We start from the raw sequence: 11,237 nt of genomic DNA, 5'->3' as shown, positions 1-11,237 counted from the left end.
GATGAAAAGGCTCACGAATCGAATCCAAAAGGAGAGTGGCGATGCGGCCCTTCCGGTCCCGGCAGACCAGAAGAAACCCAACTGGCGCCGACAGCTGCTACCCGGCGTCTTCATGCTGGGAGTTCCGATCTCGGTGGTGCTGACACGAATGGGCTACCTTCCGCATGAGTATGTGCAGCCGGTATCGGCTCTCTATGCCGTGCCATTCCTGATCGCCACCTTCATTACGATGCGCTCGATCATGAGTCCGGTTTACCTCCTGTGGCCGATTCTCTACGGAACGCACGCCATCCTGGTGGTGGCAGGAGCCCCGATACAGTTCGAAGGGCAATGGGAATCTCTGAATATGCTGATTCCGACTATTGGATACGGCCTCCTGACCGGAGTGGTGGGATTTCTATTCGGCCAGTATTCTCTGAAGAGGTTGCGGGATATCGCATCCGGAGGAGTGACGAAACCATGACGAGCGGGCTCGACCGGGTTGTCCACGAGCCGGCCCGGCTCCGCATCCTGATGCTGCTATCTGCGGTCGAGGAGACCGATTTCAAGTTCTTGCAATCGACTCTGGGCCTGACCAACGGCAACCTGTCGTCTCACATGAATCGCTTGGAAAAGGCTGGTTACGTGAAGATTCTGAAGGGGTTTGTCGGAAAGGTAACCCAGACGCGGTACCACCTGACCAGAGCGGGGAAACGGGCTCTCGACAGCTACTGGAAGCAGATTGACGAGATTCGCTCACTCTCGGTTCAAGTGAGTCGATAGCTGTGATTCGGCCAGAAGCAATCCCTCTGCATCACTGAATACTGTAGAAGATCAACCGAATTGGACGCTGGCGACTTCATCTTCACGACGTTGCCCGGTGTGCCGGTTCGCCGTTGATCTACCGGGAAATGCTGGAGACGCCGATAAATTGAGAGAGTCCGTCGGTTCCCCGGAGGAACATCACAAGTAGGGACATGATCTGGAACCTGATTCCCATTGGAGCCTTCCTTTGCTTGGCCGTCGTCATCCGAGGCCAGATCCGGCGCCAGAAACAGATGGAGTTGGGCTTGGGCGTCAGAATCACCAGTCTGGAGACGCAGGTCGGAGATCTACAGGATCGCGTCAACCGGATCGAGGACACGTCGTCCGTTTCCAAGGAGTCCTTCGGAAGAAACGTTCCCGATCTCCCTGCAATTCCTGAAGACGTCGTATCGTAGCCGTCAGCGATCCACGAATTCGCCGCCAGGGGAGCGGCGGTTTCCAACCGCCGATTCCCGCAACCGCGGGCGGCCGGAAACCTCCCGGCTCAGCCCGTGCCGCCCTTCCGGTGAAACCGGAACAACACCGCCCGAGCGAACAGGCTGCCGGTGAGCGGCTCCAGCGACTCCGCCAGATTGAAGGCGTCCCGCTTCACCAGCATGGCGGCCAATTCCTTGTCGGCCCGCGGCAGTAGCTCCGCGGCCCGGCTCCGCTCTTCCGGAGAAAGCTCCGGATTCGTGGCTGCGATCCGCTCTCTCAATAGTCCCTGGTAGCCGGCCACCAGCTTGGCGGGCGGCGCCGGCCCCTCCGCTTCCGCCACCAGGCCGGCCGCGGGACGGGTAGAAGGGACAGTCACGCTCTAGCGAGCCCTCCGAGAGTATTCAGGGGCTGGCTTTATCCAGAGAGCAGTCGCCATCGAAACACCAATCGTCCGGCGGTGTGTTGGTGAACTGGACTGCACCCGAGGGCAGTGTGTCCTGACGGAGGATGGTGATGCGAATGAATTTCTCCGAATTGACCATCATGGTTCCTTGAAATTCCTCCGGAAGATCCGGAAACATCTCGTCGACGAACTGGGCTTTGTATCCTTCGTAGGGCACGGTCTTGATTTCGAAGACTGCGCCTTCCGGGTCGAAGACCCCGACACGGATCTCTTCCGGCGCCAAGGGTTCGATATGGGCGAGGGCTACCCACGCCATTCCCGTTCTCGTGCGGGAGTTCTGCTGGATTGGGAATGCGAAATAGAGCCCGGCCTCCGTAGGGCCTGTGCCGATCGAGTCGATGAGATCGCCTCCCTGCTTCACTTGATAGAAGAATGTAGTCGCCAGATCACCGCGAAAGTAGAATTCATCTCCGGAAGCGTCGCCATCAAATTCCAGATAACCGGTACGAACCGTGGAGTCGCCCGTGATCACGAAGGTTGCCGATCCAGCAGGTTCCAAAGATACGGGAAACGAAGTTGAACCGCTGAAATCCTCGCCGTTGACCGACCAGTTTCCCTCCCAGTCCTCGTCTGCTCCGGTTCGAAGCGCGACCTCGCCTTTCCAAGGCGAGGTGAGAACTTTGTTCGAGACCATGAAGATGCATTCGAATGAAAGGCCGGTGTCGCTTCCACCGAGAACAAGGTGACCGTAGACGTTTCGAGCTTGGACCGGTGCGATCGTGATCGCCAGTACCCATAGACACAGTGCAATTCGCTTGGCGTTCATAGCTGCCTCCCCGTGATTGAAATGGATTCTTAGGATGGTTTGGTCTCGATTGCATGACCGGCGCGACACGAACCTCTATTGGGTTTGACGGCCATTGGCTGGCCAGGGTTCAACGAGACCCGTTGGATTCAGCGCAACTTTGGCTGCGCCAGCCCGCAATTCTCACCAGGGGGCGTGACGATCACGCATGATTTTCGCCCTCAGCGCGTGCTCGCGACCGCGCGTGCTCGCGACCGATAGAGTAGCGGACAGGAACTCGCCGGCCGCCTCGTCGCTATTGGCCCAGCCACCGCCGCTTGCGAGCCATAGCACGTCGTTTGCAAGACCAGATCAAGTCAACAACGTCGAGAGCTTCAATGTCTGAATCAAACCGCACGGTTTCGTTTCCCTTGATGCGGACCGTATACCGTCTCCCTGCTCTGTCACGGAACAGATAACCGAAATCGACAAGATGGCGTCGTAACGAGACCCAGTCCAAGGACGCGTCCAGGCCGATTGAGGCAATCCACTCTCGAAGCGAACCGTTCAATTCCCGTTCTGAGTACGGGCTCCTGCTCTCAAGCGTTTGAGCGATGGCGCGAAACAAGATGTGACGATCACGCTGCTTCCGTGGCAGCATCATCAAACGCCCGCCACATATGGCGGATAGCCTCGCCTCGAATTCGCGTCGATCGACTGGGTGCTGCTCTCCATTCCCCATAGTTCGTACTGGCCGACGAGTATGAACGAGATCCAGTAGAAGGGGACAGTCACCTTCTCCTGTGCGGCGGGAACGGCGGTTTCCAGCCGCCGATTCTTACGGCCGTGGCCAACCAGGCGGCAAATACCTGATCGGGTACCAGGACTTCAATGACCCAGAATGCCGTAGTGTCCGTCCAGGATAAGGCGAACCGACACGTACAATCCCAATAACGGGAAGAGCACCCAGGGGGCGTTCGTGGCGCCGACGTAGGTGTACAGGCCGCCCCTGGTGACGTTGCGCTGCCTCCCGGCCACGAAGAAACTGACCCAGTAGACCGACGTCGCGTAGGTCCACTGCCAGAACATCATGACGCCAAGAATCCCGGCAACGACGGCCGGCAGAAAATCCACGGTATAGGCTGCGTAGAGGATCAGCGTCGGGACGGGTGTAATGAATCCGTTGGCGATATCGGCATTGAAACCGAACGTGCGGCGATCCGAATGGGACCCATCGAACAGGGAATAGGTAGCCCAGACATCCGCCCACCGCGTCGGAGACCAGACATGTCTCAATGGAATCTTGCCGGCAAGGAACTCGATGGCCGGCGTTCGGCCGGTTTCACGTTGCCGTCTGCGCCAATACTCGGTGCGGGTTTCGATATAGTCCCGTTTGAGGAATAGACACGCCTCCCAATAGCAAATCAGGAGATTGATCGAGAAAAACAGTATCAGCAGGCAATGGATGACGTTGAGAGTTCCGGCGAAATAGTAACGCGCGCCAATGCCGGGAAGTGCCAGAAACGCGACCACCAGCGCCGCAAGCAGCCAGACCGGCAGGCTCAAACTATTCTTGCCCGCGCATTGGTCCGGAGGTGTTTGATCGGGGTTGTGTTCACCCATGGCCCGTTCTCCGCTCTTGAGGACGATCACGCGCAGTATGGCCCGAGCCGGGAGGAGATGGGGCGGGATCGCACCGGTTTGAGGGGATCGGCGGTTTCCAACCGCCGATCCTTACAGGCGGAGGCGAACCGAATGCCTCGACCTCAGGCCTTGCCGCCCTTCCGGCGAAACCGGAACAACACGGCCAGCAGCACGAACGCCGCTGCTGCCACCAGCCCCGGCACCCCGATCCGCGACCAGATGCTGTAGGCGCAGCCCAGCGTGGCGAACCCCGTGGCCAGGGCCATCATTACGTTCCACGCCACGCGTTTTCCCCCCCGGGGCAGATTTTGGCCCAGCAGCTTCCGCTGGTTCATGAGCAGGAAGAACGAGATGTAGGCAATGGGCAGCAGCGCCATCCCGAAGACCGACGTGGGGACCGCCAGCCAGAACTGGGCGTCCTTCCACACGAAGGGACCCAGGACGCCGACCACGGCGGCCAGGGATCCCAGCCGGTAGGCCCGCCCCTTGGGCTCCAGTCCCAGCATCTCGCAGACCACGAACCCCGAGATCAGCATCAGGATGGCGATGCTGGAGAGTGCCATCCCCACCACGCCGATTCCGAACACCACCCGGGCGAACAGGCTGCCGGTGAGCGGCTCCAGCGACTCCGCCAGGTTGAAGGCGTCCCGCTTCACCAGCATGGCGGCCAATTCCTTGTCGGTCTGCGGCAACTGCTCCGCCGCACGGCTCCGCTCTTCCGGAGAAAGCTCCGGATTCGTGGCTGCGATCCGCTCTCTCAACAATCCCTGGTAGCCGGCCACCAGCTTGGCGGGCGGCGCCGGCCCCTCCGCCTCTGAAACCAGGCCGGCCGCGGGACGCGTGTGGAACTGGCTGGCCGAGGCGATGACCACGCAACTGGTGGCCAGCAGGAAGGGAATGAGCATCCCAGTGGACAGGTCGAAGATGGCCAGGCCCCGGAACTCCCGGTTCCAGCCGCGCGACAGCAGGGAATAACCCAGCAGGAAGGTCATGTTGATTCCCACCGCCGTGGCGCTGGCGCTGATCATGACGTCGCGTTGCATCCCCAGGATCTTGCCGCTCCAGAACTCCCGCGAGGTTTCGCCCACCGCCTCCAGGAAGGGGGTGTAGGTGGCGGCCGGGTGCATCAGGACGCTCAGGTCGGGGACGAATCCGGAGACGACGGCTCCCCAGTTCAGGGCTCCCGGCGAGAGGGTCATCTTCACGACGACGCCGAAGAAGCAGAGGACGATCAGAGCCACCACCACTTTCAGCGTGCCCTCGTACAGCTTCACCCCCCAGCCGCCGTTGCCGTAGAGCCAGGTGATGGAAATGGTGACCGCCAGGATGGCGCCGCAGATGACGACCTTGCCGCCCAGGTCGCCGGTGAGGCCGTCGGCCCCCAGCAGGTCCGGCAGCAGGTTCTGCTGGACGGCGCTGGTGGCCAGGCTGTACTGGGGCAGGGACCAGACCATGTTGGCCATGAGGCTGGCGATGGCCCAGGCCCATCCCAGCAAGGGGCTCACGTGCCGGTTGATGGCCTGAAACGGCCTCTCGCCGGTGGAGAGGGTGACGTAGCTGATGGCGCTCAGCATGACGATGCCCAGGATCATGGCCACCGGTTGGAGCCAGAGGAGGGCGAACCCGGAGAGGGTCCCCAGGTAGAGGCCGCTGGCCAGCGATCCGCCTCCCAGGGTGAGGGCGCTCTGGAGCCAGCCCGGCCCCGAGAGCCGGAAGTAGGTCTTCAGTAGTGGGCCGCGTCCCTGGGCGCGGGCCTCCCGCAGCATCCGGCGGTCGCCTTGGACATCCGATCTCGTCTCGGTCATGATTGCGTCCCGGTCGGTTGGGCCATCCCGCACGAAGTTGACGGGTCATTCTGGCCGGGACGACCCCCGATTGCAAATCCAGCGGCGGCAGGCGGTTCTGGTGGAATCTTTCTCAATTCTGGAAGACCGGGTCGACTTGGCCCGGGGGGCCTGGGCGGCGTCGCATCGCCTCGCGGTCCGCTGGCGCGGCCGGCGCATCCTGGCGCTGAGCCAGGGACCCTGCCGGTCCTACCTCTACCCGGTGTTCACCCCGGCCGGCTTCGGCGTCACCTCCGAGAGTCCGGCGGATCACCCCCACCACAACTCCATCTGGGTCGCTCTGGACCGGGTCCGGTGCCTCTTTCCCTATTCCTCCGATGAGACCGAGGAGGGGACCTACAACTTCTACGTAAACGGGACCTTTCAGGGCCGGGCGCCGGGACGGATCCTGACCACCGGGATCGAGACCGAAGAACTGGCTCCGGACCATTTGAGAATCGAGTTGAACCTCGAGTGGCGCGGTCCGGAGGAATGGGCCGCACCTGATGGACGGGTCCTCCTGAACGAGACACGGACGCTGGACGTTCGTCCCGGGCGGCGGGTGAACCTGATCGATGTCCGCTCCCGTCTTCAGGCCGGCCGGTGGGCGCTGGAACTGGGGCCGACCCGCCATGGACTCTTCGGAGTGCGCCTGATCGAGGCCCTGACCGTCACCCATGGGGGCACGCTTCTGGACTCGGCGGGCCGGGAGGGAGGCCGGGAGATCAGCGGCGAGAATGCCGTTTGGGTGGACGGTTCCGGGACCCTGGGACGGGGGGTCCGTGCCGGCGTGGCCCTGTTCCCCCACTCCTGCACGGCGGGCCACCCCTGGTACGTAACCGATTGGGGAACCCTGACCATCAACCCCATGGCCCGCCGGACGTGGTCCCTGGAACCGGAACAAGGCGTTGAGTTCGGACTTCGGATCGCGGTCCACGACGGCGATGCACACGAGGCCGGGGTCGGAGAGCTCTACCGGGCGTTTCAGGAAGGAATCGAAGGGGAAATCCGATGAAGATCGTTCGTTATCAGGAAGAGAATCGGGCCCACTACGGAGTCCTGGAAGAGGGGGGACTGATCCGGCGTCTGGAAGGGACGCCATACGAGAGCCCGGCTCCGGACGGGACGGCCACGCGGTTGGATTCGGTGCGGATTCTCTCGCCCGTGCCCGCGCCCAGGATTTTCGGCCTGGGCCTGAACTATGCCGACCACGCGGCCGAAGGGGGGAAGGAGCATCCGCCTCAGCCCATGCTCTTCATGAAGCCCTCCACGGCCGCCATCGGGCCGGAGGAACCCATCATCTATCCGGCAGCCGGCGGGGACCTGGAAGTCCACTTCGAGGCGGAGTTGGTCGCGGTCATCGGACGGAAAGCGCGCAGGGTCGGCGTCAGCGAGGCCCTGGACCATGTCCTCGGCTACACTTGCGGCAACGACGTGAGCGAGCGGGTCATTCAGAGAGCCGAGATGAAGGAGGGATGTCTTCTCATGGGCAAGGGATACGATACCTTCTGCCCGCTGGGGCCCGCCATCGTCACGGGGCTCGACCCCACCGACCTGCTGCTCGTGGCCCGCGTCAACGGCCGGGAACGGCAACGCACCAGTACCTCGGACCTCATCTATCCCGTCGCCGAGATCGTCTCCTACATGAGCCAGGCCATGACCCTGCTCCCGGGGGACGTGATCCTGACCGGGACGCCCTCGGGAGTGGGGCCCGTCTACCCCGGAGACCGGGTGGAGATCGAGGTCCCTCAGGTGGGCGTCCTGTCCAATCCGGTGGTGGCAGAAGGGAGCAACCGATCGTGAGGAACCGAAATGGTCTGCAGGGAATCGTATTCGTTCTGGCCGCAGCCGCGGCAGCGTGCGGCCCGGGGAGCGGAAACTTGATTCTGGAATCGGAGCAACAGTGGGCGGATGCGGTCCGGACCACGGCCGGGACCGTAGCCGGGCCCGATGGTCCGACGCTGGAAGGCGGAGGCGAGGGCCACTGGATTGGGGCGTGGCAGGATGGGCCGGGAAAGCCCGGGGAGGTCCAGGTCACGGTCCGGTCCCGGTTGGAACTGTTCCGGGACAAGACCATCGAAGTCGTGGTGGACGGCTCCGAGGAACCCTACACCGGCAGCGACGGAGTTCCGCACGACTGGTACGGCCGCTCCATGATCGCCATTCTGGATGAAAACCGCTGGGTCATGGCGCTGCGCTCGGGACTGAATCACATCGACTGGAGGGGCCAGGACGCCATCCACATCCTGACCTCCCCGGACGAGGGCCGGACCTGGGGCGGGCTGGACCGCTGGTTCGACGGCACCCCTATCTCGGGGATGCCCTTCGACGACGGCTACACCCACAGCGAGCCGGGGCTCTACCGCATGCCCAGCGGCGACCTCATCCTCCAGTTCTGGCGGACCTCCTACAGCTCCGGGACTCGTCAGCTCCGCTCCCGCGACGGCGGCAGGACCTGGGTTCAGGACCATGATCGAATCAACGTCCAGGGGGTCACGGGGGCGCCCGGAGATCTGGTCCTCGGCACCGAAGACTGGTTCGTGGACCCGGAGAATCCCACCCATGTCTACATGGCGTTCCAGTATTTCCACCACGAGGCGCAGGCGGGGACTCTGCTGGCCCGCTCCACCGACGACGGCCGGAGCTACGAGTTCCTGAGCTGGATCGGTCCCCTGGCCAGCGAGAAGGACCCGCACGGCGGCGCCACCTTCGAGCCGGCCATCGAGTACGTGGGCAAGCGCACTATCGTCGCGGTCCTGAGGGACGGGGCCGGGAACCGGCACACCTGGCAGACGGTGAGCACCGACATGGGCGCCACCTTCGCCCCGCTGGAGGAGATCTCTCCCAAGGTGGACGGCGGGGTGGAAGGGGGCCTCTGGCAGCGGGCGCGGATCTACAAGGCGAGCAATCCGCGGTTCCAGCATGGGAACGTGCTGGACTTCGTCGCCGGAGAAGGGCGACTCTGGGGCATGGGGCTCCACAGCATCGGCGGGGGCTACACGCGCAAGCCGGTGGTCTACTGGTCCGACGACGACGGCTCCACCTGGCAGGGACCCGAGCTGCTGCACGGTCCCATGCGTCCGGGAACCGACACCGGTTACGGCGACCTGAAGCGGCGGGTGGACGGGACCTTCGTGGCCGTGGCCTACTATGCGACCCGGGACTCCAAGGTGTCGGACCTGGAGCAGTACACGTTCGGAGGACGCCGGGCGCTGTTCCGGCTGGAGGAGGACGCCGACGGTGACGGCGAAGCGGACGGGGGATCGAGCTGGCGGGAGATCCACGGCGGCGTCGAAAGTTACACTGTCCCGTTGACGGGAGCCCGCTGGAGATTGAACATACGTCTCTCGAACATCGGGGAGGGTCCGGGCCCCGGAATCGAGTCCATCCGGATCGCGCCGTCGCAGTAGCAGGAAAAGGAAGGTTGACCTGATGGAACTTCATTTCGCGGATCACGTGGTTTTGGTCGCCTATCTGGCGGCCATGATGTTTTTGGGCTGGCGGCTCGCCAGGGGGCAGAAGACCGAAGAAGAGTACTTCCTGGGCGGGCGGCGCCTCCCCTGGTTCGCCGTCGGAGTCAGCATCATCGCGTCGCTCCTCTCCAGCATCACCTATCTGGCGAGTCCCGGCATCGTCTGGCGATTCGGCTTCGGCGCCTTCGTGAGCAACCTGGTGGCCATTCCCATCGACATTGTCCTGATCCTGCTCCTGGCCATCCCCTTCTTCGTCCGGTTCAAGTTCACCACTGCCTACGAATACCTGGAGCACCGGTACAACCTCTCGGTGCGCTTGCTGGGCGCCACCATGTTCCTCATCTTCGTCACCGTGCTCATGGGGGTGATCGTGCTGGTCTCCTCACGTGCGCTGGCCGTGGCCACAGGGCTGCCCCTGGTGGTGGTCATCGGGGTGATCGGAGTCGTCGCCACCGTGTACACCATGATGGGAGGGATCCGGGCCGTGGTCTGGACCGACGTGATTCAGGCGGCTCTCCTGGTGGGAGGAGGGCTGTTCGCCATCGGCTACGTGGCCTATACCACCGGTTCGGGACCGCTGGACTGGTACCACGTGGTGAGCGCCCGGGACAACGAGAGCTTCACCTTCTTTTCCCCCGACCCCACCCAGGCCGGCACGGTGGTGACCATGACCCTCTCGGCGGTGATCTGGACGCTGACCGCCCATTGCGCCAACCAGATGACCCTGCAGCGCTACTTCAGCACCGTGGACGTCCGGGCCGCCAAGCGCAGCTTCGTCACCAGTATCGTGGTCAGCATCACGATTTCCTTCCTTCTGGCCGTCATCGGCGCCTCCCTGGTCTACTACTACACGCAGGGTCCGGCAGTCCTCCCCGAGCATTTCGACCTGGCCAGCGGCAAGGATCGGGACGCCATCTTCCCCTTCTTCGTGGCTTCCAGGATTCCGCCGGGACTGGCCGGGGCCATCTTCGCCGCCCTTCTGGCGGCGGCCATGTCCACCATCGACTCGGGGGTCAATTCGTGGGCCACCGTAGCCACCGTGGACTTCGGCCGGCTCCGGAAGAAACCGTCCACCGGAAACCGTGTCTTCCAGGCCCGGGTCATCACCCTGATCGTGGGGTTGGTGGTGACCGTATCGGCCATCTACCTGGACGGAGTCACGGGAATGGACGACATCCTCACCATACTGCCCAAGACCTTCAACTCCCTGGTGGGGTCGATGGGAGCGCTGTTCCTGGCGGGGATGCTATTCCCGCGGGTGAGCAGCCGCGCCGTCTGGCCGGCGGCGTTCATCGGCTTGGCGGTGGCTCTGGGAGTGGCCTATTCGCGCGACCTGCTGCAGCTCATGGACCCCTCCACCCACCAGGCCATGGCCGGCGTGCTGGGAGCGGACTTCACTCAGCGCCTGGTGGAAAAGGGGATGGGATTCACCTGGATCATCCTCTTGTCGGCCATCGCCGCCCTGGGTTCCGCGTGGCTGCTGAGCTTCGTCTTTCCCAACAAGGACCTGGACCGGATCAAGGGCCTGACCTGGGCCACGCGCCACGAGCCCTCGCCGTTCACGCGAAAGAAGCTGGTGTGAGGGAGCTAAGACGAAGGTCGAACTTGCATCACCCGAATTGAGCACAACGTCGCCCAGGGAATGTCAAAGAGAATTTTCTCTTCAGCTACTGAACGAGGAAGACCTGTTGTGGGCTCCCACACCTTTGGGTGAGGAGCGATTCACATCGGACGAGCAGTGAGAACTACGGAGGATTCGTTTTCGATAATCACCCTTCCCGAGCGGCCTTCGTAGATCATCCTGAAACCTCTCAGGAAGGTTCTCCCGAGGAGGACCGCATGTGGCTGCCCTCCAGAAATGAGGTCAACAGCGGCAAACCGGCCATATA

Annotated in this window: 11 protein-coding genes; 7 read left to right on the top strand and 4 right to left on the bottom strand. The window is 63.1% G+C overall.

Features of this window, described 5'->3' with window-relative positions:
- The 3 genes from OXT71_22920 to OXT71_22910 all read left to right on the top strand — a co-directional run.
- On the top strand, window positions 1–463 hold a 463-nt coding region (locus OXT71_22920), incomplete at its 5' end, for a hypothetical protein (protein ID MDE2929252.1).
- On the top strand, window positions 460–762 hold the full coding sequence (locus OXT71_22915; GenBank protein MDE2929251.1) for a transcriptional regulator: 303 nt from the start codon (window positions 460–462) through the stop codon (window positions 760–762). The genes OXT71_22920 and OXT71_22915, both read left to right, overlap by 4 nt.
- Window positions 763–956: 194 nt before the next feature.
- Window positions 957–1,199 (top strand): hypothetical protein, encoded by a 243-nt coding sequence (locus tag OXT71_22910; GenBank protein ID MDE2929250.1) that lies wholly within the window; start codon window positions 957–959, stop codon window positions 1,197–1,199.
- Window positions 1,200–1,288: 89 nt separating this feature from the next.
- On the opposite strand, the gene OXT71_22905 is transcribed toward OXT71_22910, so the two are convergent.
- The 4 genes from OXT71_22905 to OXT71_22890 all read right to left on the bottom strand — a co-directional run bounded on the left by OXT71_22905 (window position 1,289) and on the right by OXT71_22890 (window position 5,857).
- Window positions 1,289–1,597: a hypothetical protein gene (locus tag OXT71_22905; GenBank protein ID MDE2929249.1), complete on the bottom strand. Its 309-nt coding sequence runs from the start codon at window positions 1,595–1,597 to the stop codon at window positions 1,289–1,291.
- A gap of 25 nt (window positions 1,598–1,622) precedes the next feature.
- Window positions 1,623–2,450 carry a hypothetical protein gene (locus OXT71_22900; GenBank protein MDE2929248.1) on the bottom strand — a complete coding sequence of 276 codons (828 nt, stop codon included), beginning with the start codon at window positions 2,448–2,450 and terminating at the stop codon, window positions 1,623–1,625.
- Window positions 2,451–3,296: 846 nt separating this feature from the next.
- Window positions 3,297–4,031 carry a hypothetical protein gene (locus tag OXT71_22895; GenBank protein ID MDE2929247.1) on the bottom strand — a complete coding sequence of 245 codons (735 nt, stop codon included), beginning with the start codon at window positions 4,029–4,031 and terminating at the stop codon, window positions 3,297–3,299.
- A 143-nt stretch (window positions 4,032–4,174) separates the two neighbouring features.
- Window positions 4,175–5,857 carry a divalent metal cation transporter gene (locus OXT71_22890; GenBank protein MDE2929246.1) on the bottom strand — a complete coding sequence of 561 codons (1,683 nt, stop codon included), beginning with the start codon at window positions 5,855–5,857 and terminating at the stop codon, window positions 4,175–4,177.
- Between the two features lie 100 nt (window positions 5,858–5,957).
- Between OXT71_22890 and OXT71_22885 the strand changes: the two genes are divergently transcribed.
- Genes OXT71_22885 through OXT71_22870 form a run of 4 tightly spaced genes read left to right on the top strand, consistent with a single transcriptional unit; the run spans window position 5,958 to window position 10,930 of the window.
- Window positions 5,958–6,890, top strand: a complete 933-nt coding sequence (locus OXT71_22885; protein ID MDE2929245.1) for a PmoA family protein — start codon at window positions 5,958–5,960, stop codon at window positions 6,888–6,890.
- Window positions 6,887–7,678: a fumarylacetoacetate hydrolase family protein gene (locus tag OXT71_22880; protein MDE2929244.1), complete on the top strand. Its 792-nt coding sequence runs from the start codon at window positions 6,887–6,889 to the stop codon at window positions 7,676–7,678. Before OXT71_22885 ends, OXT71_22880 begins: the two co-directional genes overlap by 4 nt.
- Window positions 7,675–9,285, top strand: a complete 1,611-nt coding sequence (locus OXT71_22875; GenBank protein MDE2929243.1) for a sialidase family protein — start codon at window positions 7,675–7,677, stop codon at window positions 9,283–9,285. Before OXT71_22880 ends, OXT71_22875 begins: the two co-directional genes overlap by 4 nt.
- 22 nt (window positions 9,286–9,307) lie before the next feature.
- Window positions 9,308–10,930 (top strand): sodium/solute symporter, encoded by a 1,623-nt coding sequence (locus OXT71_22870; protein MDE2929242.1) that lies wholly within the window; start codon window positions 9,308–9,310, stop codon window positions 10,928–10,930.
- Window positions 10,931–11,237 lie beyond the last annotated feature (307 nt).

The sequence above is a fragment of the Acidobacteriota bacterium genome, from assembly GCA_028874215.1.
In the GTDB taxonomy this organism is placed as follows: Bacteria; Acidobacteriota; UBA6911; order RPQK01; family JAJDTT01; genus JAJDTT01.
The sequence above is the reverse complement of the archived record's forward strand: the minus strand, read 5'-3'. Positions and strand labels throughout refer to the sequence as shown.

Bases quoted from the DNA above. Each gene is read 5' to 3' on its own strand.
- OXT71_22915 (MDE2929251.1), top strand. From the start codon at position 460: ATGACGAGCGGGCTCGACCGGGTTGTCCACGAGCCGGCCCGGCTCCGC.
- OXT71_22870 (MDE2929242.1), top strand. From the start codon at position 9,308: ATGGAACTTCATTTCGCGGATCACGTGGTTTTGGTCGCCTATCTGGCG.
- OXT71_22880 (MDE2929244.1), top strand. From the start codon at position 6,887: ATGAAGATCGTTCGTTATCAGGAAGAGAATCGGGCCCACTACGGAGTC.
- OXT71_22910 (MDE2929250.1), top strand. From the start codon at position 957: ATGATCTGGAACCTGATTCCCATTGGAGCCTTCCTTTGCTTGGCCGTC.
- OXT71_22895 (MDE2929247.1), bottom strand. From the start codon at position 4,031: ATGGGTGAACACAACCCCGATCAAACACCTCCGGACCAATGCGCGGGC.
- OXT71_22900 (MDE2929248.1), bottom strand. From the start codon at position 2,450: ATGAACGCCAAGCGAATTGCACTGTGTCTATGGGTACTGGCGATCACG.
- OXT71_22890 (MDE2929246.1), bottom strand. From the start codon at position 5,857: ATGACCGAGACGAGATCGGATGTCCAAGGCGACCGCCGGATGCTGCGG.